The organism is Gordonia sp. 852002-10350_SCH5691597 (assembly GCF_001665715.1).
GTDB lineage: Bacteria > Actinomycetota > Actinomycetes > Mycobacteriales > Mycobacteriaceae > Gordonia > Gordonia sputi.
Map to the genome: position 1 here is coordinate 1 of NZ_LZMO01000299.1, position 23539 is coordinate 23539.

At 66.0% G+C, this 23539-nt stretch carries 17 protein-coding genes and 2 pseudogenes; 4 read left to right on the forward strand and 15 right to left on the reverse strand.

Translation table 11 applies throughout. The annotated features are described in order from the left end of the window. Window positions 1-137 precede the first annotated feature (137 nt). On the reverse strand, window positions 138-1517 hold the full coding sequence (locus tag A5777_RS22605) for a hypothetical protein (protein WP_064864797.1): 1380 nt from the start codon (window positions 1515-1517) through the stop codon (window positions 138-140). A 139-nt stretch (window positions 1518-1656) separates the two neighbouring features. Further along, entirely contained in the window at window positions 1657-3633 is a 1977-nt protein-coding gene (gene htpG, locus A5777_RS22610; protein ID WP_005206798.1) for a molecular chaperone HtpG, read from the reverse strand. A gap of 212 nt (window positions 3634-3845) precedes the next feature. Between htpG and A5777_RS22615 the strand changes: the two genes are divergently transcribed. Further along, a complete protein-coding gene (locus A5777_RS22615) occupies window positions 3846-4598 on the forward strand; it encodes a PIG-L family deacetylase (RefSeq protein ID WP_064864801.1) in 753 nt (250 codons plus the stop codon). A gap of 1 nt (window position 4599) precedes the next feature. Here A5777_RS22615 and recD read toward each other — a convergent pair whose 3' ends face one another. Genes recD through A5777_RS22635 form a run of 4 tightly spaced genes read right to left on the reverse strand, consistent with a single transcriptional unit; the run spans window position 4600 to window position 13768 of the window. Further along, a complete protein-coding gene (recD, locus tag A5777_RS22620; RefSeq protein WP_005206816.1) occupies window positions 4600-6453 on the reverse strand; it encodes an exodeoxyribonuclease V subunit alpha in 1854 nt (617 codons plus the stop codon). Beyond that, window positions 6450-9956, reverse strand: coding sequence for a UvrD-helicase domain-containing protein (locus A5777_RS22625; RefSeq protein WP_156529468.1), 3507 nt, complete (start codon window positions 9954-9956; stop codon window positions 6450-6452). Before A5777_RS22625 ends, recD begins: the two co-directional genes overlap by 4 nt. Continuing rightward, complete coding sequence (recC, locus tag A5777_RS22630) at window positions 9953-13369, reverse strand: exodeoxyribonuclease V subunit gamma (protein WP_064864804.1); 3417 nt, start codon at window positions 13367-13369, stop codon at window positions 9953-9955. The genes A5777_RS22625 and recC overlap by 4 nt, the downstream gene beginning before the upstream one ends. An 18-nt stretch (window positions 13370-13387) precedes the next feature. Next, window positions 13388-13768 carry an acyl-CoA thioesterase gene (locus A5777_RS22635; protein ID WP_051993905.1) on the reverse strand — a complete coding sequence of 127 codons (381 nt, stop codon included), beginning with the start codon at window positions 13766-13768 and terminating at the stop codon, window positions 13388-13390. 341 nt (window positions 13769-14109) lie between these two features. Between A5777_RS22635 and A5777_RS22640 the strand changes: the two genes are divergently transcribed. After that, window positions 14110-14727, forward strand: coding sequence for a GNAT family N-acetyltransferase (locus A5777_RS22640; RefSeq protein ID WP_005206823.1), 618 nt, complete (start codon window positions 14110-14112; stop codon window positions 14725-14727). 176 nt (window positions 14728-14903) lie between these two features. Continuing rightward, window positions 14904-16364: an NAD(P)/FAD-dependent oxidoreductase gene (locus A5777_RS22645; protein WP_005206826.1), complete on the forward strand. Its 1461-nt coding sequence runs from the start codon at window positions 14904-14906 to the stop codon at window positions 16362-16364. A 25-nt stretch (window positions 16365-16389) separates the two neighbouring features. On the opposite strand, the gene A5777_RS22650 is transcribed toward A5777_RS22645, so the two are convergent. The 8 genes from A5777_RS22650 to A5777_RS22685 form a co-directional block, all read right to left on the reverse strand. Next, entirely contained in the window at window positions 16390-17097 is a 708-nt protein-coding gene (locus tag A5777_RS22650; RefSeq protein WP_005206828.1) for an urease accessory protein UreD, read from the reverse strand. Continuing rightward, a complete protein-coding gene (gene ureG / locus A5777_RS22655) occupies window positions 17097-17783 on the reverse strand; it encodes an urease accessory protein UreG (RefSeq protein WP_005206829.1) in 687 nt (228 codons plus the stop codon). Before ureG ends, A5777_RS22650 begins: the two co-directional genes overlap by 1 nt. A 69-nt stretch (window positions 17784-17852) precedes the next feature. After that, on the reverse strand, window positions 17853-18521 hold the full coding sequence (locus tag A5777_RS22660) for an urease accessory protein UreF (RefSeq protein ID WP_005206830.1): 669 nt from the start codon (window positions 18519-18521) through the stop codon (window positions 17853-17855). A 38-nt stretch (window positions 18522-18559) separates the two neighbouring features. Then, window positions 18560-20278, reverse strand: coding sequence for an urease subunit alpha (locus A5777_RS22665; RefSeq protein ID WP_005206831.1), 1719 nt, complete (start codon window positions 20276-20278; stop codon window positions 18560-18562). A gap of 1 nt (window position 20279) precedes the next feature. Continuing rightward, window positions 20280-20609, reverse strand: coding sequence for an urease subunit beta (locus tag A5777_RS22670; RefSeq protein WP_005206832.1), 330 nt, complete (start codon window positions 20607-20609; stop codon window positions 20280-20282). Window positions 20610-20787: 178 nt separating this feature from the next. Then, on the reverse strand, window positions 20788-21090 hold the full coding sequence (locus tag A5777_RS22675) for an urease subunit gamma (RefSeq protein WP_005206833.1): 303 nt from the start codon (window positions 21088-21090) through the stop codon (window positions 20788-20790). Between the two features lie 96 nt (window positions 21091-21186). Further along, the gene (locus A5777_RS22680) at window positions 21187-22434 is read right to left on the reverse strand and encodes a DUF6986 family protein (RefSeq protein WP_005206834.1); all 1248 of its coding nucleotides are present in this window, start codon (window positions 22432-22434) and stop codon (window positions 21187-21189) included. Beyond that, window positions 22431-22862, reverse strand: a complete 432-nt coding sequence (locus A5777_RS22685) for a PaaI family thioesterase (protein WP_064864807.1) — start codon at window positions 22860-22862, stop codon at window positions 22431-22433. The genes A5777_RS22680 and A5777_RS22685 overlap by 4 nt, the downstream gene beginning before the upstream one ends. 252 nt (window positions 22863-23114) lie before the next feature. On the opposite strand from A5777_RS22685, the pseudogene A5777_RS22690 reads away from it, so the two are divergent. Next, a pseudogene (locus A5777_RS22690) lies at window positions 23115-23384 on the forward strand (BlaI/MecI/CopY family transcriptional regulator); the annotation flags it as partial. Here A5777_RS22690 and A5777_RS25580 read toward each other — a convergent pair. Then, a pseudogene (locus tag A5777_RS25580) lies at window positions 23374-23539 on the reverse strand (BlaI/MecI/CopY family transcriptional regulator); the annotation flags it as partial. The pseudogenes A5777_RS22690 and A5777_RS25580 overlap by 11 nt on opposite strands.

Sequence of the window (23539 nt, forward strand, 5' to 3'; positions counted from 1 at the left end):
CCGACGCCGCCGCCCCCCCGGCGCCCCGCCCCCCCGCGCCCCCCCCCCACCCCCCCCCCGCCCCCCCCCGCCCGGCCGCGCGGCGGCGCCCGCGGCCCCCCCCCCCCCCCGCCTTGCTGGTGGTCATCTACGGTTCGTCACCGAGCCGAGGTGAAGGTGGGTTCGGAGGCGGCGAGGTCGACAGTGCCACTGATGAAGTCGCTGTCGGTGTAGCTTCCCGGACCGGATGACGTCGACATGTACGTGGCAGGCCACTCCACACTGCCGTACACCTTCACGCTGGTGGGAGTCTCGTAATCCGGGCTGAGCCTGAGTTGAGTGATGTCGTTCGGCTTGGTCCATCGGACGCTGCCCGGCACGACCGACTGGTACAGCGACTGCGAACATCCCGGCTTGTCCTTCGACGCGTCCGCCTGCGTGGAACCCGCGCAGTTCGTGAAGTACGTGTCGAGGGCCGTTGCCACAGCCTTGGTGCCCCGGTCGCTCAGCTCGACTTTGAGCGAGTTGTATGACGCGTAGGTCGGCCCCAGCGGGAATTCGCTCGATTGATCAGCCTTGACCGTGAAATTCGGGTTGCTCGATCCCCACTCGACCGGCCCCGGGAACACATAGACCTTGCTGTCCTTGCTGACGTCGACACCGAACGCGGTCAGTTGTGGCACGCGGGTGTCGTCGACGTCGATCGGGATCGTTCCATTGTCGACGGTCCACTTGCCGTCGGACTTCTTGAGCATGAAATCGACGTCAGCGTTGCGATCTCCGAATTTGTACGTGGCTTTCACCGTGGCCATCGACGACAACGACGTCGACGGCTCGCGCACATTGATGTCGGAGATCTTGGCGATCGCCTGTTGCTTCTTGAGCACCTCGTCGGTGAGGAGTTTGTCCGACGGCGGTGTTCTGACGACGCTCAGCGCCTTCTTGGCGTCGCCGTTCGAGAGACCCTCCAGATAGGTCTGGACTGCGGCCTTGGGCGAACCTCCGGGACCCGAGTCGCCGGTGAATACAACGATGAGCGTCACCACGAGGGCGATGATCACGACGAGGACGCCGCCACCTATGCCGAGAAGTAGGAAGAGACGCTTGTTCTTCTGCTTCGATTGTTGCGGCGGCACTCCCCCGCCACCCATCGCTGGTTGCGCACCCCACGCAGCGCCCGGTTGCTGCCCATAGCCCTGCGGTTGGCCGTACTGGGCTTGACCGGCTTGGGCTTGACCGGCTTGGGGCTGGCCGAAGTTCGTGTCGTGCATCTGGTTCGGCTGCTGACCGAAGTTCACCGTCGGGTCGGTGGCCGTTCCGGTCGGCGCCGCTTGCCATTGCTCGTACCCGGGCTGTCCGTAGGGCGTCGACTGCCCGTACGCCGGTTGCTCGGGGCTCTGCTGCTGTCCGTATGGCGTGTACCCGCCAGCAGACTTGCCGTCGCTCGAGGCCGCTTCACCCCCGCCGGAAGGACCCTGCGGTGCCGCGCCCTGCGGCGTCGAATCACCCGGCTGAAACGGATCGTGCGGATAACTCACGGCGGCATCTCCCCTTGTCGTCGCCGACGCGGGCAGCTTCAGTGGCTCGTTGCACTCGCTGTCGGAATCGTCGGAATCGGACCAACCTTAAACGAGCTACAACGATCTGACGCAGTCGGGTCGGACAGGCGAATGATGGTCAGTCGGTGCCGCCCGCGGTCGCCACAGAGGCGGTCAGTGTTCCCGTCAGCAAGCGCGCGAAATCGGCCGGATCGTCGAGCTCCCCGCCCTCGGCGATCAACGCCATCCCATAGATCAACTTGGCCGTTGGGGTGAGCCGAGAATGGTCGGCGTCGGCCTTGAAGGCCGCGTTGAGCCCGGTGACCAGCGGATGATCGGCGTTGAGTTCGAGCGCACGCTTGGTTTTCGGCAGTTCCTGACCCGACGCACGATAGAGGCGTTCGAGTTGTGGCGACATCGAATACGTGTCGCCGACGAGACACGCGGCCGACTCGGTGAGGCGGTGCGAGAGGCGGGCTTCGCTGATGTCGGCGTCGAGCGCCTCGCCGAGCCAGGACAGCAGTTCCTCGAACTCGGCAGTGCGCGCATCCGTCGACTCGTCGGAAGTGCTCGTGTCACCGTCGAGTTCGTCGAGATCGACCTCTCCCTTGGCGATTGAGCGGAACGGCTTCCCATCGAATTCGACACCGCTCGAGACCCACATCTCGTCGACGGGGTCGTGCAGGAAGAGCACCTCGATACCCTTGGCCCGGAAAGCTTCCATATGCGGCGAGTTCTCGATCTGCTGACGGGATTCGCCGGTCAGGTAGTAGATCGACTTCTGTGCGTCGGACATCCGACCGACGTAATCAGCCAGCGAGGTCAATTCGTCTGCGGCGCGGCTTGTTTCGAATGCCGATGCCTTGAGCAGCGCATCACGGTTGTCGGCGTCGTTGACGAGACCTTCCTTGAAGACGCGACCGAAGTTGTCCCAGAACGTCCGGTAGTCGTCGGGACGGGCGGCGCGCATCTCATCGACGGTCGAGATCACCTTCTTCGTGAGTCGACGACGAATGGCTCTGATCTGTCGGTCCTGCTGGAGGATCTCGCGGGACACGTTGAGCGAGAGGTCCGCCGCGTCGACCACGCCTTGCACGAAGCGGAGATACTCGGGCATCAGCTCGTCGCAGTCGTCCATGATGAACACGCGTTTGACGTAGAGCTGCACGCCGCCGGTGCGTTCACGCATGAACAGGTCGAACGGTGCTTGCGACGGGATGAACAGCAGCGCTTGATATTCGAACGTTCCCTCGGCCTTGAGGGTGATGATTTCGAGCGGATCGTCCCACGCGTGCGCGACGTGGCGGTAGAACTCCTTGTACTCCTCGTCGGACACCTCGTCGCGCGAACGCGACCACAGCGCCTTCATCGAGTTGATGGTCTCGGTTTCGGTGCTGGTCGTGGTGACCGGTTCGTCGCCCTCGTTCTCGGCCGGAGTGGTCGTCGTCTTCTCGACGTCCATCCGGATCGGCCACGCGATGAAGTCGGAGTAACGCTTGACGAGTGCGCGGAGTTTCGTCTGGTCGGTGTAGTCGTAGAGGTGGTTCTCGGCGTCGGCAGGCTTGAGCGTCAGCGTCACCGACGTACCCTGCGGCGCGTCGTCGACATCAGTGATGGTGTAGGTGCCGTCACCCGTTGATTCCCAACGGGTTCCGGTCTGCTCGCCTGCCTTGCGGGTGACGAGAGTGACCTTGTCGGCGACCATGAACGTCGAATAGAAGCCAATGCCGAACTGTCCGATCAGCTCTTCGGTCGCCGCGGAATCCGACGCCTGCGCGAGCTTGGCACGCAATTCGGCGGTGCCGGAGCGCGCAAGCGTTCCGATCAGTTCTACGACCTCGTCGCGTGACATTCCGATGCCGTTGTCGCGGATGGTGAGGGTGCGCTCGGCGCTGTCATCAGCGCTCGGCTCGAGCGTGATGTGCAGATCGGAGGCGTCGACGTCGAGGTCCTTGTCGACGAGCGATTCGAGTCTGAGCTTGTCGAGCGCGTCGGACGCGTTCGAAATCAGCTCCCGAAGAAAGCTGTCCTTGTCCGAGTACACGGAGTGAACCATCAGGTTCAAAAGCTGACGGGTCTCTGCCTGGAATTCGCGGGTTTCCGACTGTGTGCTCATCAAGTGCCTCCGGATCAGTACGACTGTGCGCATTGTCTGCCGATTCGATGCCATCGCGACCACACGGGTGCGACGTGCGCGACATGAGAATTTTACCGACGCTGCGCGCAGTACCCTGAGGAGGGTCGGAGGGCGGCGAACCTCACCGCGCTCGGACACAATCGACCCAGCACCACACGACCGCAGCACCACCGAGCCTTGGAAAGCGAAGGATGTCGACGCCGCGCATCATGCTCGTTCACGCACACCCCGACGACGAGTCGCTGTGGACCGGCGGCCTGATCGCCCGCGCTATCGCCGCAGGTGGCGAGGTCTCGGTGGTGATGTGCACGTGGATGTCGGGCACTCCACGACATCGCGAGCTGCTCGACGCACTCGGCGAACTCGGTGTACACGACGAGCCGATACTGCTCGACTACGCCGACCTGAAGGTGCCGGAGTCCGCGCCGGGACATCAACGGTTGACGGATGCGTCGTTCGACAGCGAGGTCGCCGAGCTGGCCCGCCACATCCGACGTCGACGACCCGACGTCCTCGTCACCTACGACCCGTATGGGATCTACGGGCACCCCGATCACATCAGGGCACACAGGATCACCTGTGCTGCCGCTGATGCCGCGGCCACCCCAACCCTGTACCGCGATGACCTGCCGGCGTGGCAGGTGCGCTCGCTGTACTTCGCGACGATCGCCGACTGGATGGTCGCCGAGCTGGCCGACACACTGTTCCCTCGACTACAGCCCGGCGACTTTCTCGGTACGCCCGCGCACACGCTCGGACTTCAGCTCGACGTATCCGAATGGATCGAGCACAAAGTTCGCGCGATCGAGTCGCATAAGACAGAACTGGCACGACGATCCACCGTCTCCGCGCTGATGAGTCTGCCGCGCGCACAACGTGATCTGGCCCTTGGCACCGAATGCTTCCTCCGCCGCGACCTTACCGCCGACGGCTGCGACCTCTGAGTCAGGCCAGTTCCCGGACCGCCGACCGCAACCCGCTCGCCCGATGGACACGGCGAGTGACGGCCTCGGCCAACACTTCTCGCGTTCCGACGATTCGCACACGAGTACGTGCACGCGTGATCGCGGTGTAGAGAAGCTCGCGGGTCAGCAGCTCCGATCCCGAGGGCGGCAGCACGATGGTGACACCTCCGAACTGACTTCCCTGGCTGCGGTGAATCGTCATCGCGTATGCCGGCGCGACGTCGGGCAGCTGCACCGGTGCGATCAGCCGCTCCTGCGCGCCACGGCGGAATGCGACTTCGAGGCGATCGGAATCGGTCTCGCCACCGGCACGAACCACCACTCCACAGTCGCCGTTGAACGTCCCGGTCTGCCGGTCGTTCGACGTCACCAGCAGCGGCTCACCCAAAGACCACACCATCGTGTCGAGCTCGATCCGCGGAAGGCCCGGCGACTCCGACAGCCAGTCGGCAACGCGTCGCTGCCAGCCACGCACGCCCCAGAGTCCCTCACGATGCGCGCACAGGATCCGGTGCGAGTCGAGCGCCGCCAATGCGGCGTCGACGTCACCGGTGTGTGCCGCGCGGTGCAGTGCCGTGCCCCAGGCGACGATGTCGTCGTGAACAGCGTCGAGCTTGTCTGGCGCGACGAGTTGTACGTCGTCGATGTCGGCCGAGGTGACGAGGTCGACGACAGCATCTGCGTCGCCACGATTGACCGCATCGGCCACGCGCGAGATCTGTCCGCCGAATCGAAAACCCCGACGCAGCGTGACCACTCCGTCTCTCAGACGCGCTGATTCGTCGGCATTCATCTCGATCGAGGGATCACCTGCCGTCGTCGCGGACGCCTGACCCGATGGTGGGCCGGGAGCGCGCTCGACGAGGTCGGCGAGGACCGCACCCGCCTCCACCGAGGCCAGCTGATGGGGATCGCCGACGAGAATCAGTCGCGCATCCGAGCGCACGGCGTCGAGTAGTCGGCTCATCGCGGTCATCGACAGCATCGATGTCTCGTCGACCACGATCACGTCGTGTGGCAGCTTGTTGGCCAGCCCGTACCGCGGCGTCGAGCCCGGCCGCCAGCCGAGAAGGCTGTGCACGGTCACCGCCCGCACCGAGGTGGGCAGCGTCCCGTCGAGGTCGACCGACGCCTGCAACTGGGCTGCCGCGCGACCAGTTGGTGCGCACATCCCGATGCGGAGGTCGCCCCCCGCGAGACTGTCGAGAACCGCCAGAATCCGAGCGACGGTGTACGTCTTTCCCGTTCCCGGGCCACCGGCGAGGATCGACGTCCAGTGCGAGGCGGCAACCTCGGCGGCGAGGCGCTGCCGCGGCTCTGCGGTGCTGTCGGCGAACACCTGCGCAACCTGCGCCCGCACCGCCTCGACATCGACGTCAGGTGCACTGGTCGCACGGTTGGCGAGCGTCTGGCGGATCGATTGCTCCTGGCGGAAGTACTTCTGCAGGTAGACCAACGGGCCGTCGTCGGAGTCCATCAACACCACGGGCTGCAGCGTCGACCCGCGGGCACCGACGACCAGCGGACAACCGCGCAGTTCGGCGAGCATCTCGGCGGCACTCGGAAGCGCGAGTGATTGCGCGCCCGGGAGTTCGTCGACGGTGGTGAGCGCGAAACATGTCGACCCGAGGCGCACCGAACGAACGGCGAGTGCGATGGCGACCTGAGCCGCGACCGCGACCGGCTCGCCACACATGCGGACCATGCGCGACGTGATGTGCAGATCGGATGCAGCGAAAAGGCCTGCGGCGTTTGCATCGGCGAGGATGCCGTCGGCGTCACGAACCCGCCGCGCATCGTCGATGGTCAGCACACCGGGATTGTCGGTGCTCACCGGTCGTCGCCTCCTTCGATGCCCGCGAGTAGATCCGACAACTCGGTGACCAACGCGGTGGGGATGTCCCATTCGTAGACCCCGCAACCCGGTGGGGTGTCGGCGCCCACCATCCCGCGCACGAAGTGGTACTGCACCGGACCGAGGTGCTCGGCAGGCGTGTAGCCGGGCAGTCGCCAGCGAAGATAGCGGTGCAGCGCAACGGAATACAGCAGTGCCTGCAGCGGATAGTGTGCGCCGATCATCTCTGCGGCCATTGCATCGGCGGTGAAGTCTTCAGCGCTCAGCTCGCCCGGACGCAACCGGTTGGTCTTGTAGTCGACGACGACGTATCGGCCGTCGGACGTGCGTAGCACCGAGTCGATACTTCCGGTGAGATAGCCGCGCAATGCGCGCGGCGGCATCTCGGCGAGCGACTCGGCGTAGGCACGTAGCGGATCCGCTTCGGGGAGATGGTGATTCATCAGGGCGGCGACGTCGGACAGGACCGCCGCGGCAGGCGTCGACGCCGCGTTACCGAGCGGGAACTCGAAGTCCAACTCTGCCAGCCGATCTCGCGGCCTGACCGACCACAGGGTGCCTCCGAGCGACGCCAGTGGGGTTGTCAGTACGGCACGTAACGCGGCGGCGAGATCATCGACGTCGACGTCGAGTGCGTGCCTGGTCGCGGACGTAGCACACAGTTCGCGGACATGGTCGTCGATATCGGGTGCTGCGGTGTCGACGTATTCGAGCACCTCGTGGACCAGTGTTCCGAAGGCCGCTCCGAATGGCATGCCGTTCATCAGCGACGGTGTTCCTTCGGGAAGCGCCGAGGCCTGTCCGGCTGCCGGATCCGTTGCCGCATAAGGATCGCCGGAGTCGAGAGTGTCGGCGGGATCGGCAGGCTCGTCGGTGATCAACTCGCCGTCGGCAGCGGAGCCGACCTCGGGTTCGCTGCCGGTTGTCAGGGTCGGATGTCGGTGCGCGGCACCGGCGATCAGGGCCGAGTACGAGGTGCGACGCCACTGCTGGTCGATCGTGCGAGTGAACCGCGCGACGTCGAGTTCGGGGCGGCTTTCGTCGTCATCTGGCGGTGTCCACACCGGTGCCGGCGAGTCGTCGGCGTGCTCGACACTGATCGACACCGGCGGATCGGCCGCGAGCGCACGCAGCGTCGACACGCACGTGTGGTCGTCCGGCACGTTCACCGAGGTCGGCACGGTCTCGGCGTCGGTGCCGCGTCGCGTCTCGCCTGCGTGTTCTCGGCGTCCGAACAACAATCGGTGCAGTGGACCCTTCGACGTGTTGAACGACGGTGCCCAGTGCATGACGACCTGTGACGAGGCGCGCGTCAATGCGACGTAGAGCAGGCGGAGGTCCTCGCCCGCTTCCTCCTCGTTACGACGCGCGATCCGCTCACCCCAGCCGCGAGTCCCCTCGCCACCGACGTCGAGGTGACGGCGACCGGCATCGTCGTGGTAGCGAAAGGTTTTCGGCTTCGAGACCCGCGCGGCGTCCCAACCGAACGGCACGTACACGATCGGGAACTCCAGTCCCTTGCTCGCGTGCACAGTCATGATCTGCACGACATGGGTGTCGCGGTCGAGACGTCTGGTCTGATCTTCGTGGCGCCGCCACTGGGATTCATCGGCGATGCGATCCGCAAGCCACTCCACGACACCTGCCAGCCCGCACTCGTTCTCGACGACGTGCTTGTTCACCAGCGACGCCACCTGCAGCAGATCGGTCAGTGCACGTTCGCCGTCCTCGATTCCGAGCACTCGGCCGGCGACGTTCTCGGCTGCGAGGAGACGCTGAGACAGGGCCGCGAACCCACCGTCGGCGAAGACTCGACCCAGTTCGGCGAACATCGATGACAGCTCCGCGAGGCGGGTATCGGAAGCCTCTGCGAGTTCGCTTGCGTCCCAACCGATCAGGGGCGTCAACGCGGCAAGTCGGACGCGGTCGGCGCGCGCCGGTTGCTCGATCGCACGGATCACCCACAACCAGTGCAGCGCACCGATCGTACGGAAGACGCTGGTCCCGGTGCCGACGACTGAGGCGATGCCGAGTTCCGACAGCGCTCGCTGCAGCGGCTCGATGGTGCCGTTCGTGCGAACGAGAATCGCGATGTCGCCCGGGGTGACAGCGCGTGGTCCGTCGCCGGTGTCGAGCCGGGTGTCGGAGGCGAGGAGCCGGGCGATGTCGTTCGCGACGTCGGCCGTGATCGCGGACCGGACGTCGGCAACCGAAGGGAATCCACTCTTCCCGCGGATGGTGAAATCGCTTCGCGACAGGGCGCGCATGCGCAGAGCCGGTGCACCGGAGATCCGACTCCCCGACCGCGCGGCCCGAACGGGGTGCACCGTGATCGATCGATCACCGAGGCTCGCGCCGCCGTAGATCCGATCCAGCGCGGTCACGAGGTCGGCATCGGAACGGTGATTCGTGTCGAGCGCACGGAGCGAATCGGCGACGTCGACGGCCGTCAGGTAGCTGCGGACCTCCGCACCACGGAACGCGTAGATCGACTGTTTCGGATCGCCGACGAGAACCAGTTGTCGATGCCCGTGAAAGCAGCGCCGCAGGATCTCCCACTGGAACGGGTCGGTGTCCTGGAATTCGTCGACGAGGATCAATTCGAACGAGGCCCGGATGCGCTTGCACGCCGCCTCACCGAACTCCGGGTCGGTGACGACCCGGTACAGGATCATCTGGAGGTCGTCGTAGGTCCGCAGTCGCGCGAGGCGCTTGCGACGTTCGACGCGGCTGCGCACGCGCTCGCAGAATCGCACGCGCTGGGTTGCGGCCGACGGTGTGGCGTCTGCGGTGTCGTCGGGTTGCGGCGCCAGCGGCACCCCCCCGCTCCGGACGGCCTCGCGCGCGATCGCCATCGCCTCGCCGACAGAAAACGGGGGGCGGTCGGCATCACCCGCATACGACGACAGGTACAGATCGAGCGCGGTCTGTTCGACGATGTCGTCGGTGTCTTCGACGACGTCGTAGATCAGTTCGCGTTCGCCGAGGAAACCCAGGGCTTCGAGCATCCGATTGCAGAACGTGTGTGTCGTCGCGATCGTCGAGGCGTCGAAATCGGAGAGCGCCTGCATGAGACGTCCACGGCGCGCGCCGATCTCGTCGGGACTCCCGGTCAGCACCGCACGCAGCACCGGGTCGTCGTCGCCGTCGCGATCGGTGTGCACGCGGGCCGGATCGAGCGCGACGACGAGGTCGGCGAGGCGTGCGCGCATACGCTCGCGCAGTTCGGCACTCGCCGAGCGGCTGAACGTGACCAACAGCAGCTTGTCGATCGGCAGGCCGTCGGCGATCTGTCGAGCAGCGACGCCGACAATCGCATACGTCTTACCTGTCCCAGCGCTGGCCTCGAGGACCGTTGTGCCGCCGGGCAACGGTGCTGCAACGTCGAAAGGCTGTGGTACAGAGCCCTCCAAAGACTGTGGCGCAGGGGCGGTTTCGGACCCCGGTGTCCCCGTGTCGGGGATGGTGTGCGCTTCGGTCATGACATCGTCTCGTGGTCGAGGAGTGGGTTCCAGAGGGCGCGGGCGAGCCTGGTGAACAGCGGCGCCTCGGCCTCTCCGGGCAGGATCAGCCCGGCCCACCGGGGGTCGTCGGAGGTCGACATCCGCAGGATCTCGTCGAATGCGACCGACGACGTCACGTCGGCCCCGAACACGAAGCGCAGGTAGGTGTCGGTGCCCGCGCCGAACATCCCGTCGAAGCTGCGTCGCGCGGTTTCCACCGCCGCGTCCGAACGGACGCCTGCGCGCACCTTGGTGGCGTACTCCTCCGCGGGTTCGAGCGGCAGCGGAATCGGCGAGCGCAACCCGAGGTCGCGGAGACGCACCAGATCGTTGAGCACGGCGCGTGCGTCGTCGGGAGCAGTGAGCATGGACTGGGCAACCGCTCCCGCGCCGCCGCGGCCGACGACGAGCGCCGACGGCGGTGACGCGTCGGCGGCCGACGCCGCGAGGAGCAGCAATCCCAGCCACGCGGTCAATCGCTGCTTGGCCCGCACACGGGAGTACGTCGCGGTGACGATCGTCGTTCCGAACGGCGAGTTCTCGACGATGTCGGCGATGCTGCCGTGGACGCGACGACCGTCGGGCAAGGTGACGGCGACGTCGCGGGTGACCGGCGGCTGCGTGCGTACCGAGGCGACCGCGTCGTACACACGTGACACCGTTTCGGAGATCTCGACCAACTCACGGCGCCCGAATTCGTATGGAGGCAGGTTGCCACGTCGCAGCTCTGCTGCCTGACAGGTGACGAGATCGTCGCCCGCGAGCATCTGTCGTAGGAATCGGTCGCCGACGCCCCACCTGTCGAGAGCATCGAGTTCTACGTCGAGTTCGTCGGTGTGTGCCCGATCGTCGTCTGGCATTCGTGCCCCGAGTCGCTGACGCACGAAGCCCTCGATCGGATTCGCGAGGAACGCGACGAGGTCGCGCAACTCGATGTCGGTGGGTTCGAGATCGCCGACCTCGGCGTCGGACAATCGCGCGGACGGCACCGCGTCAGAGTCGAGAGCCTGTGCGCCCGCGAGCAACTCGGCGTCGAAGCTGAATGGTGTCGGAATCGAACCGATCGCGCCGGGGGTGAAATTCAACCGATCGAATCCGTGCAGGGTGTGGGTGATGACGACGTCGGAGGGGTCGTCGAGTCCTCGCAGGGTGGCGACACTCTCGGCGAGTTCGCTGACGACCACCGCGGGCGGGATGCGGCTTCCGTTCACCGGGTCGGCTCCGTTGTAGAACACGAGTAGCGAGTCCCCGGCGGCGCCGATCGCATCGAGGAACAGCTGCCTGTCTTCGTCGCGCGGATTCCGTTCCCCGACAAGCGGATCACGGCCGAGGACATCGTCGCCATCGGTGCGCTGTGCGCGTGGGAAAGTGTCGGCGTCGACTCCGAGGAGCACGATCACACGGTGTGGCACCGAACGCATCGGCACCATGGTGCAGACGGTCAGTTCGCCGGTCCGGAAGTTGGCGCGCGTCGGTCTCCCCGCCACCACCCCGGCCATCAGGTCACGGATGTCGGCGAGCAGCAGATGCTGCGAATCGGACTCATCGGCGTCAAGAGCGTCCGTTATCACCCGGACCGCCTGTGCCCGTTGCCATTCCTCGCCAGGATCGGACAGCGTGAGCTGGTCGACGACGTCGATCAGCGTCTGTTGCCACGCTGCACGGGAGGAACGACCGCCCATGCGGTCGAAGAGGTCTGCGAGCCGGTCGACGAATTCCGTGAACCTGCCGGCCAAGTCGATCTCGGTACTCTCCACACCCGCCAGCGGGAGCGCGGCGCCCAACCATTCGCCGTCGGCCTCCTCGGCGACTGCTCCGAGAGCGATGCGATCGACTCCGCTCGCGAAGGTCCCCTGACGGAAGCCGGACAGTCCGAATCGAGCGCGTTCATTCTCTCCGAGACCCCAGCGAATGTTGCTGTGCGCCAACCACTCCCGAATCATGTCGAGATCGTCGTCGTCCATCGCGAACCGGGACCGAACCGGCGAACGGCTCAACAGGTCGACCACATCTCCTGCCGCTGCTCGACTCGCGGCGAGTTCGACGATCGACGCCACCACGTCGAGGACCGGGTTCACCTGACGGGGGCCGCGGTCGGCCAGGCGCACTCGGAGGTTGAACGCCGGGTGGTCGAGGCCGGATTGACCGAAGGCACCACGGATGAGCGGCGCGAACGACTCGACGTCGGGACACATGATCAGGACGTCGCGCGGTTCGAGCGTCGCATCGTCGGCGAACAGGTGCAGCAGTCTGTCGCGCATGACCTCGACCTGCCGCTCGGCGCCGTGGCACGCGTGTATCTCGAGCGACGAGTCGGCCGCCGCCGTGGTCGGGTGCACCGTGTCGTCGCGCAGGTCGGCCTGCAGGCGCGGAAGCAGACGGCTCGAGTTGACGCCCGCCCCGGCTCGAGACTCGTGATAGATGTCGCTGTCGACGATAGGGGCGATGCGTTGCTGGAGTTCCTGGACATCGCGCGACAGCCCGGCGAGCAGCGGATGATCGATCGCGGGGATCGGCCGGTCGGCGCGACGCACCTGATCGACGGTCTCGGCGCCCGTCTGTGTCTTGGCGCGCGCCACCGATGCCCACAGCGCAGGCGACGGGTGCGGCAGAAACAGGTGCACATCGCGATGGCGTGCGAGTGCAGACAGTATCTGTCGGAATGATTCGGTCACTTGAGTCGCACCGAAGACACTGACGCGTTCGGGGAGGTCGACGGCATCGGGGTCGGCGCGGACGCGTGCGCACACGTCGTCGAGCAGAAGCGCGGGATGGTCGACGCCGACCCGTGCGTGTACCGCCCGCCAGAATCGGGCCTGCCACTTCATGTCCGATGCGAGTGCCGCCCCGGATCCGTCGGTGTCGTGGCCGTTGGCCCATTCGACAAGCATCGCGGGGCGCTGGCGTCCGTACCGATCGAAGAGGTCGGCGAGATGGCGAGCGGTGGCGACGCGTCGGCCGATCCGAAGATCACTGTCGCCTGCCGTCGCGGAGCGACCCGAACCGATATGTCGCGCAATGATGTCGAGTGCCGGATCGTCGATGTTCTCGTCGAGAACGGCGAGGACCTGCCACACCATTCGTGCTGGTTCCCAGGGGTCGTGACGACCGTACGGTCCTGCGTGCGAACGCGGCGTTGTACGGACGGCATCCACGACGGCTTCGCTCAGTGCCGCAGGTGACGAGAAGTCGATGTTCGCGGCGATCCCGTCGGTTCCGCCGGCGCCTGCACCCAATGTGGTCGCGAGGTGTTGGGTCAGCCATCGTTCGACGCCGCGCGCAGGCACTGAGATGACCTCGGTTGCCATCGGATCGGCAAGCGGAACCCGCAGTACGTCGGCGAGTGCGTCGGCGAGGGTATCGCTGCGCTCTGCGCGGTGAAGGGTCAACACGGGTGATTCCGACCGCGGTCAGTTCGTGTGCATCGGCTGCGGCTCGATGCGATGCGATTCGAGAATGGCGCGGGCATCGTCGGAGAGGGGTCGCGGGCGAGAAGTACTCGGGTCGATGGCGACGAGCGTGGTCTCGGCAACGGCGCACACGAGACCGGACGGATCGGTCAGGACGGCGGACATCGTGTACGACGTCCGCCCGATTCGCGAGACGCCGGTGGTAATGGTGACCGGGTCGAACGAGTACTCGAGCACTGCGCGGAACTCGATGATCTGACGCGCGACCAGTATCGGTAGCACTACCGATACCCCCTCGAACCACTCCGCGAACGTGCGCACACGACTTTCTTCGAGCAGTCGAGCGAACTGCACGTTGTTGACATGTTTGTTGACATCCATGTCGCCCCAGCGCAACTGTAGGGAGACCGTGGTTGCACCCGACGGCGACACCGTGCCGGGGCTGGCGTCGGCGGCTGTTTCGCTACCGGGCCCGCCACCGACGATCGGAATAGTGGTATCTGCACGCTCCGCAGCCTATCCGGCGGAACCGACATCGGCGGCGGGGAGTCTTCGACAGGCGCCGCGTCGGAGACGCCCCTGGCACACCGCGTCGGAGACGCGCACGACACACCGCGATGATCTGACCCGGCTCGGGCTGAGACTACGTAGACTCCCTGACCGGGGAGAGACTTGCAGGGGGCCACGAACCACCCGGCACGCTCGGTTTTCTTGGGGGATGTGTGAACGTTGAGACTCGCCGTCTACGGCTGCGACCGGTCGACTCGACCGACGTCGATGCACTCGTGTTTCTCGACTCCGATCCCGAGGTCATGCGATTTGTCTCGGACGGGCGCCCGACGCCGCGTGCCGAGATCTCCGACTGGGTCATTCCCCGCGCCCGAGCGGAACTGAGCACCGGTCGGGGTGGGATGTGGATCGCCATCGACCAGCGCTATCAGGCATTTCTCGGCTGGGTGCTCCTGCGGGCGCCGCGTCACAGTCAGCGCTCGGAGATGGAGCTGAGCTATCGGCTGCGCCGCGACACGTGGGGCCGTGGCCTCGCCACCGAGGCTGCCCGCGCCGTCGTCGGACTCGCATTCGACGAACTGCACACCGAGCGTGTCTTCGCGAGCACCACTCTGCGCAATTCCTCGTCGCGACGTGTGATGGAAAAGCTCGGTATGCGGGTGTCGGGCGTTCGCGCGGGCGGCGACCACCTCGGCAGGCGGTACGAGCATGCTCACGGGAATCGCGACAACCTCGGAGAACTCGAGTACGAGCTGCTCAGACACCATTGGGAAGCGCTGGTCATGGGCGCCGACGCACGTCGACACCAGGTGATGAACCTTCCGGCGTGACGTCGGGGTGACGTGCCACATCAGACATACGTGACGCCGTCCGCAACACGGCCGCGCGAGCAGTTCGGCGTCAACCCAAGGCTCACCGCGACCTACGACTGATCATTGACTACCGTTGAGATGTACGCGCGCCCTGCGCGTCGTTCCTGCAATGCGCGAAGGAGATGTTCTCGATCATGAGCAGCCCCGCTCCGACAGCCCCCGCTCGTCCCCGTGTCGTCATCATCGGCTCGGGATTCGGCGGATTGTTCGCCGCGCAGCGACTCCGCAAGGCCGACGTCGACGTCACGTTGGTTGCCAAGACCACGCACCATCTGTTCCAGCCCATGCTCTATCAGGTTGCGACCGGAATCGTCGCCGAGGGTGAAATCGCTCCGGCAACCCGCGTCGTACTGCGGAAGCAGAACAACACCGCCGTCATCATGGGTGACGTCTTCGAGATCGATCTGAAGAACAAGGTCGTCAAGTCACGTCTGCTCGAAAGAGTGACCGAGACACCCTTCGACAAACTGATCATCGCGGCAGGCGCCGACCAGTCGTACTTCGGCAACGACCAGTTCGCCGAGTTCGCCCCCGGCATGAAGACGATCGACGACGCGCTCGAACTGCGAGGTCGGATTCTCGGTGCATTCGAGCAGGCAGAACTGTCCGACGATCCGGCCGAGCGCGACAAGTTGCTCACGTTCGTCGTCGTGGGAGCCGGACCGACGGGTGTCGAACTCGCAGGGCAGATCGCCGAGATGAGCGACAAGACCCTCAAGGGCGCATTCCGCAACATCGATCCCACCCAGGCGAGGGTGATCCTGCTCGACGCCGCGCCCGCCGTCCTTCCGCCGATGGGTCCGAAGCTCGGATCCAAGGCCGCCAAGCGCCTCGAGAAGCTCGGCGTCGAGATCCAGCTCAACGCAATGGTCGTCGACGTCGACTACGACGGTCTCGTGGTGAAGGAGAAGGACGGCACGACCCGTCGAATCGAGTCGCAGTGCAAGGTGTGGTCGGCCGGTGTTCAGGCCAGCCCACTCGGCAAGCAACTCGCAGAGCAGTCGGGCGTCGAACTCGATCGCGCGGGCCGCGTCAAGGTGCTCGCCGACCTGTCGATCCCCGGCTACCCCGACGTCTTCGTCGTCGGCGACATGATGTCCGTCGAGGGTGTGCCGGGCATGGCGCAGGGCGCGATCCAGGGTGGTCGGTACGCGGCCGACTGCATCAAGAACGAGCTCAAGGGTCAGACCCCGCAACAGCGCAAGCCGTTCTCGTACCACGACAAGGGTTCGATGGCGACGGTCTCGCGCTTCTCCGCGGTGATGTCGGTTCCGATTCCGGGTACCGACAAGCGGTTCGAGACCGAAGGCTACTTCGCATGGGTCGGCTGGTTGGCGCTGCACCTGGTCTATCTGGTCGGCTTCCGTAACCGCCTCAACACGCTGATCAATTGGTTCTTCGCGTTCAGCACCCGCGGTCGCACACAGCTCGCGGTGACCGAGCAGCAGGTCTACGCCCGCACCGCCATCGGGCATCTCTCCGAACTCGAGAACAAGCCCATCTACGAGGTGGAGGGCGAATCGGTCGGTGCCGACGCGAAGAAATCGGAGGCCGACGCCGAGGTCGCGAAGAAAACCGATACCAAGGCGAGCTGACCGCCGGCTCGACTTCTGGTTCAGGTCACGGCGCCATCGTCGCGAGTTCCATCTCGTCGACGAGGCGCCGTGTCTGTGCGACATTCTCTCCGAGTGCGGTAGCGAGCGACCCGCCCGATGCCAGGCTCAGGCGGGCGGCGAAAGCCTCTCCGTCGACCTGATCATCGCGCGTATCCGGGTAACGGAAGACGCTGCTGGCCGCGCGAAGGCCGGTCCGATGGGCGCTGGAGCCGACACCTAGCGCGACCCGGTGTCGCAGCGCGGGGGCGTCACCGACATCGACGTGCAGTCCGCCCTCCCAGCGCCCGGCGGCGTCCTTGTCGCCGAATTCCGCAGAACGTCCGATCTGCACGTCTTCGGCGAGGGTGAGGATCGCGTCGTCGGCCATTCCGACCACGATCTCCGACCGATGATCAGCACCGGCCGCGACGACGGTCGGCTCTGGATGCAGGTGCAACCGGGCACCTGGCCCGAGTTCGATGTGCCACGACATCGTCGAATCGACACGCCGCGTCGACGGCAGCGCGATGGTCGCGGCAACACTGCCGAGGTCGAGGTGGGCGCCCGCTTCGACGATGACGCGCACCTCGATGTCGTCACCGCCGAGCGGAGTTGCCGCCGTTCCGATGAGATGCGCTGCCTGCGAACCCGTTTGGCGCACAGCCAGTCCACCGGATGCCCGGTGTCGGAAGCGCCGACCGGGCTCGACGACGATCTCGACTCTGGTACGCATTACCCCGTCGCCACGGGGGCCGCGAGTTGCGTGCGAACCCACGCCAACACATCGGTGGCCGCCGGGTCGTCGGTCAACGAGATCATCGCGGTCGGTCGGTCGTCGCGAACCTTGGCGGCGTCGCGACGCATGACGTCGAGATCGGCATTGACCCGCTCGGCGAGGTCGGTCTTATTGATCACCAACAGATCCGAGAAAGTGACGCCCGGTCCGCCCTTGCGGGGCACCTTGTCGCCACCGGCGACGTCGATCACGAAGATCTGCACGTCGATCAGGCCGGTCGAGAAGGTTGCGGTGAGGTTGTCGCCACCGGATTCGACCAGAATCAGATCGAGCGGTGGATTCGCTGCGACCAGGTCGTCGATCGCGTCGAGATTCGCCGTGATGTCGTCGCGGATCGCGGTGTGCGGACAACCACCCGTCTGCACAGCGGTGATGCGCTCGTCGGGCAGAACGGCGTTGCGCCGCAAGAAGTCTGCGTCCTCGGTGGTGTAGATGTCGTTGGTCAGGACCGCGACGGAGAGTTCCTCACGAAGCTGACGGCACAGCGCGGCAACCAGAGCCGTCTTGCCCGAGCCGACCGGCCCGCCGACGCCGATCCGCAACGCCTCGCCCGGCTCGCGGTGGCGTCGCGGACGATCGTGATCGTGGCTGTGCGGCTCTCCGTCGATGAGATGCGGTGGCATGGTGATCCTTTCGGTGACTGTGGACAGTGCGGGTTGGACTACGTGAGTTGAGCGAATCGAAAGACAACGTCAGGACATGAAGAGTGGCATCGGTTGTCGCTCATGGCGTTCGGCGAACACGTCGAGAACCGGATCGGACAGATCGGCGAGACCCACCGCCGCCGACGCCGCGACACGTTCACACTCGGGACCGAGGTCGGCGATCATGAGCGCCACGTCGGCGGGGTCGAGTGCGAGGAGTCGCTGGCCCGCGGTCGCCGAACCGCTCATCGTCGTGTACACGAGCACAAGGGCGGTGTGAAATCCCGACAAGGCGCTTGCCGCACCCACCGCGCCACTGATGACCGGCAGATGCGTCGTCGGCGTGTGCGAGGACCAATCCCGTTCCGGCCACATGCGTTTGGCCAATCGGAGCATTCCTCGGCCCTGAGCAATCGACGCTTTGCGAGCGGCCGCCGACGGCGTGCGTGCGTCCGTTTCCTGCAGCGCACGCTCGACGTCGAGGCCGCCGTCGGCGACCGCCGCCGCGATGGACGCAGCAACCAGACCGCTCGTGGTGACACGGCGATGGAGGAAGGACGCGAGATCGCTGACCCCACGGATGAAACCGTCGGCGATGGCCTGTTCGACACCCCCCGAGTGCACGTGCCCGCCGACGGGTAGCCGAGAATCGGCCAGCGACAACATCATTGCCAGCGGCGCGCCCGCGTAGCGCGATGGTTGGTCAGGTGGGGTCATGGTGTGGTTTTCGAGATCGGAGCGGGAGCATGAACAACTCAGAACAGGAAATAGCGTTGTGCCATGGGCAGTTCGGTGACGGGCGGCGCATCCCACACCTCGCCGTCGACGGTGACGGTGAACGTGTCCGGATCGACGGTGATCTCCGGCCGCGCGTCGTTGTTGGTCATGTCGGCTTTTCCGATTCCGCGCGTGTCGGTGACCGGAACGAGTTTGCGTCGCACACCGATTCGCTCGGCGAGGTCGGGATCGCAGCCCGGTGCGACGAAACTGATCGACGTCGCGGCAGCCAACGGTGCGCTCGCCCCGAACATCGGACGCGGTAGTACCGGCTGCGGTGTGGGGATGGACGCGTTCGCGTCGCCCATCTGTGCCCACGCGATCGCGCCACCCTTGATGACGAGATCCGGTCGGACACCGAAGAATGCGGGATCCCAGAGCACGAGGTCGGCGAGCTTACCCGTCTCCACCGACCCGATCTCGGAATCGAATCCGTGCGCGACGGCCGGGCAGATCGTGTACTTGGCGATGTAGCGCTGCGCGCGATTGTTGTCGGCTGCGCCGTCGCCCGGCAGTGATCCGCGTTTGCGTTTCATCACATGCGCGGTCTGCCAGGTACGCAACACCACCTCACCGATGCGACCCATCGCCTGCGAATCCGAACCGATCATCGAGATCGCCCCGAGGTCGTGGAGCAGGTCCTCCGCGGCGATCGTCGACGGTCGGATACGACTCTCGGCGAACGCGAGATCCTCGGGCACCGTCGGATTGAGGTGGTGGCAGACCATCAACATGTCGAGGTGCTCGTCGAGTGTGTTGACGGTGTGCGGGCGCGTCGGATTCGTCGAACTCGGAAGCACATTCGGAACCGATGCGACAGTGATGATGTCGGGTGCGTGCCCGCCTCCGGCGCCTTCGGTGTGATACGCGTGAATGCTGCGTCCGGCGATCGCACCGAGCGTCGACTCGACGAAGCCCGCCTCGTTGAGGGTGTCCGAGTGCAGGGCGACCTGCACCCCGGTCTCGTCGGCGACGCGCAGGCACGCGTCGATCGCGGCGGGGGTACTCCCCCAGTCCTCGTGCAGTTTGAAGCCCGACGCACCCGCCCGGATCTGTTCGTGCATCGCCTCGGCACTCACGGTGTTGCCCTTGCCGAGCAGCGCGATGTTCATCGGCCAGCCGTCGGTGGCGGCGAGCATCGACGCGAGGTGCCACGAACCGGGCGACACCGTGGTCGCCTTACTCCCCTCCGCCGGACCGGTGCCGCCGCCGATCAGCGTGGTGATGCCGTTGCCGAGCGCCTCGTCCATGATCTGCGGGCAGATGAAGTGGACGTGGCAGTCGATGGCGCCCGCGGTGAGGATCTTGCCGTTGCCCGCGATGATCTCGGTGGAGGCGCCGATAACCAGATCGGGATGGACACCGTCCATGGTGTCGGGGTTACCCGCCTTGCCCAGCGCGACGATCCGGCCGTCGCGAATACCGACGTCCGCCTTGATGATTCCCCAGTGATCGAGGACGACCACACCGGTGATGACGGTGTCGGGAGCGCCGTCGGCGCGCGTGGCGCGACTCTGTCCCATCGACTCACGAATCACCTTGCCACCGCCGAAAACCGCTTCGTCGCCCGCGAGACCCGGTCCGCCGGAACGATCGTCGGTCACCTCGATGAGCAAGTCGGTGTCGGCGAGGCGAATTCGATCGCCGGTCGTCGGACCGAACAGCTGTGCGTAACGGTCGCGTCCCAGAATTGCCATGTCAGTCAACCTTTCCAGGCGCGTCCAGCGAAATCCCGTACACCTCACGGGTTCCGCCGAGCGGTACGAGTGTCACGGTCATCTCGATGCCGGGTTCGAATCGCACCGCGGTGCCGGCGGCGATGTCGAGTCGACGGCCACGCGCGGCGGCTCTGTCGAAATCGAGCGCCGAATTGGCTTGGGGGAAGTGCACGTGACTCCCGACCTGGACGGGTCGATCACCCGAGTTCACGACGGTCAACGTCACGGGGTCGGCTCCTGCGTTGAGCTCGATGGTTCCCGGTGCGGCGATCACCTCGCCGGGGATCACCGCGGGATTGTTGTCGGACATGGCACCTCTCGTTCTGGCAGCCGCGCGGGTGTCGCCGACACGCCGAGACACGGCATCACGAACTCGGAAAACGTTGTCGTCGTGCGCTTCTGCGATGCTCTGCGCTGGGGCATCGATGCTCTGCGCTGGGGCATCGCCGTGCTCGTCAGCGTCGCGGGCGCGCGGTGGTTCATCAGGATCACCCGATCGGATGATGCACGGTGACGAGCTTCGTCCCGTCCGGGAACGTCGCCTCCACCTGAACGTCGTGCAGCATCTCGGGCACACCGTCCATCACGTCGTCGCGAGCGAGTACCTCACGCCCAGATGCCATGAGTTCGGCGACGCTGCGTCCGTCCCGCGCACCCTCGAGCACGTGATCGGTGATCAACGCGACGGCCTCGGGATGATTCAGCTTCACGCCCCTGCCCTGCCTGCGCCGGGCCAGTTCCGCGGCGTAGGAGATGAGCAACCGTTCTTGTTCATGTGGCGACAGCCGCACCTGAACCCCTCTTCACGACGATCCGGGGTCGACACACCCCACTGCTGGTGTGGTCATACTGCCACGCGCGCTGCGCGGCGGCGCGTCGAAGCGCCGTCACTCGTCGACGAGTGCACCGCCGGTGGCGCGCAACTGCGCGAGGCGGGTCACGGTGCACTGCGGAGCGATCGCGGTGACCTCGTCTTCGGTGAACGCACCTGCCGCCAACCCTCGGCCGACGACCAGCGCCAACGACATCGCGGTGGCCGGTTCGTCGACGACGTCGCCGCCTCGTCGCTCGAAATAGCTCTGCAGTCGGGTCACCGCGGTCGGCATCGCCGACCGGTAGAACCCGGTGACCGCGGCCCATCGGGTGATCAGATGCCCCGGATGCATATCCCATCCCTGGTAGTAGCCGCGCTCGAGCGAGCGCAGCACCAGCGAGTGGTGACGCCGCAACGCGGCCGCGACCTGGGCGTCGTCGCCGGTCGGCATGACCTGCGTCGAGCCGTCACTGAGCCAGACGCCGGTCTGCGCCGCCGCGGCCTGCATGACGTTCTTGGCGTGATCGGCGACCGGGTGCGCAAGCGACTGCTGAGCCGAGACGATTCCGCATGCTGCGCTGTAGTCGTAGGTGCCGTAGTGCAGGCCACTCAGCCGCGGGGCACCCCGATGCACCGCTTCGGCAACCGTTGCGCTCCCGTCCGGGCCAAGGATCGCCTGCGGGATCTCGATTTGCAGTTCGTATCGCAACGAGCCGACGGGCACGCCGTGGACGCGCTCGAACTCGGCGCACAGCAGATTCACGGCGTCGACCTGCCGCACGTCGCGCAGCTTCGGCACCGTGAACACGAAACCGTCGGGGATACCGCCCGCGGCGTCGAGGACCAGTTCGAGCGTGCGCAGACCGCGGCTGCGCTCGACCGCTCCGAGTCCCTTGGCCCGCACACCCGCGGATCGAGGTGCGTGGGGTCGTTGGCGAGTCCAGGCGGCGAGGGTCTCGCCTGCCCGGCGGGCGTCGGCATCCTCGGTGGCGTCAGGACGCCATCCGTAACCGTCTTCGAGATCGATCCGCAGATCCTCGATCGGGTTGGTTCGTAACCGCTCGAGCGCGATTCCGACCACGTCGTCGTCCGCGAGTTCGCCGAGGACACCCGACGCAGCGTCGGCGATCCGGAGCGCCTCGTCACCCCACGATTGCGGCGTCTGTTCGTCGACGTCTGCCGCGCTCACGTAGACGGTGTGCACCGGCTGCGGATCAGTCCGATCGCCGGGGTAGTGCGCCGCGAGATCGTCGTCGACCGGCGCGAGCAGCTCTTCGACCGAGCGCCGAACGTCGGCGCCCAACGTGTGCCGCGAGGTCACGCGCCCGCAGGCATGTCGATGTTCTGGAGACGCACCTGCGACGTGGCAAGCAGGCGACCTGCGTCGTCGGACATCTCGACACGCCATAGCTGCTGCCGGCGTCCGCGGTGAATGGGCGACGACTTTGCGGTGACGACGCCACTGCTGACCGAACGGAGGAAGTCGGTGTTGTTGTTGACGCCGACCGCGGTCTGACCCGGCCTCTGCTTGGACAGCCACACGAAGCCACTGGTGCTGGCAACGCTTTCGGCGATCGCGCAGTAGATACCGCCGTGCACGATGCCGAACGGCTGGTGATGTCGCGAATCGATCTCCAAGGTCGCGGTGACCGCGCCGTCGTCGTCGATGTCGGTGATCTGCAGGCCGAGCAGGGCGTCGAGACCCTTGCCCGCGAACTTCGAAAAATTGTCCGTGTCGTCAACAGTCATGCGAACAAGAGTGTCACGACTCACGTGGCCGAGCATCGCTGGCCCTGTGGACATCCCCGGGAACCAGTAAGCCCCACATCCCGTTGGGGATGTGGGGCTTACCGCGACGTGGACCGGGGGTCTCTGCAGCCCTCAGGACTCTCGCGCGGTCCGACGTTCTGATTAACGTAGGCTAGCCTTACCAACATTGTCAAGGCACCCCGCGGGACAAGTTGGCCCCGGCGTCGAGCAAGTAGAGGAAACGGCAGTAAAATGCGAAAGATGAACGGATTGGGCGATCTGGAGCGTGCGGTGATGGACTCCCTTTGGAAGAGTCCCACGCCTCAGACGGTTCGCCAGGTCCACGCGGATCTATCCCGCGACCGCTCGCTGGCCTACACCACGGTGATGACCGTGCTGCAGCGTCTGGCGAAGAAGAACCTGGTCACGCAGATCCGCGAGGACAGAGCCCACAAGTACGTTCCCACCCATCCACGCGAAGACCTCGTGGCGTCGTTGATGGTCGATGCGCTCAGCGAAGCGCACGACGCAGCGCGGCGGCTTCGTCGGCGCCTACTCGACCGACAAAGCTGACGAGGGCCGCGTGCCGAGAGCCGGGGGCGTGCGCTTCGCTGAGCGCATCGACCATCAACGACGCCACGAGGTCTTCGCGTGGATGGGTGGGAACGTACTTGTGG

Bases quoted from the DNA above. Each gene is read 5' to 3' on its own strand.
- htpG (WP_005206798.1), bottom strand. From the start codon at position 3,633: ATGAGCACACAGTCGGAAACCCGCGAATTCCAGGCAGAGACCCGTCAG.
- A5777_RS22615 (WP_064864801.1), top strand. From the start codon at position 3,846: ATGTCGACGCCGCGCATCATGCTCGTTCACGCACACCCCGACGACGAG.
- A5777_RS22625 (WP_156529468.1), bottom strand. From the start codon at position 9,956: ATGACCGAAGCGCACACCATCCCCGACACGGGGACACCGGGGTCCGAA.
- A5777_RS22635 (WP_051993905.1), bottom strand. From the start codon at position 13,768: ATGGATGTCAACAAACATGTCAACAACGTGCAGTTCGCTCGACTGCTC.
- A5777_RS22645 (WP_005206826.1), top strand. From the start codon at position 14,904: ATGAGCAGCCCCGCTCCGACAGCCCCCGCTCGTCCCCGTGTCGTCATC.
- A5777_RS22650 (WP_005206828.1), bottom strand. From the start codon at position 17,097: ATGCGTACCAGAGTCGAGATCGTCGTCGAGCCCGGTCGGCGCTTCCGA.
- ureG (WP_005206829.1), bottom strand. From the start codon at position 17,783: ATGCCACCGCATCTCATCGACGGAGAGCCGCACAGCCACGATCACGAT.
- A5777_RS22660 (WP_005206830.1), bottom strand. From the start codon at position 18,521: ATGACCCCACCTGACCAACCATCGCGCTACGCGGGCGCGCCGCTGGCA.
- A5777_RS22665 (WP_005206831.1), bottom strand. From the start codon at position 20,278: ATGGCAATTCTGGGACGCGACCGTTACGCACAGCTGTTCGGTCCGACG.
- A5777_RS22670 (WP_005206832.1), bottom strand. From the start codon at position 20,609: ATGTCCGACAACAATCCCGCGGTGATCCCCGGCGAGGTGATCGCCGCA.
- A5777_RS22685 (WP_064864807.1), bottom strand. From the start codon at position 22,862: ATGACTGTTGACGACACGGACAATTTTTCGAAGTTCGCGGGCAAGGGT.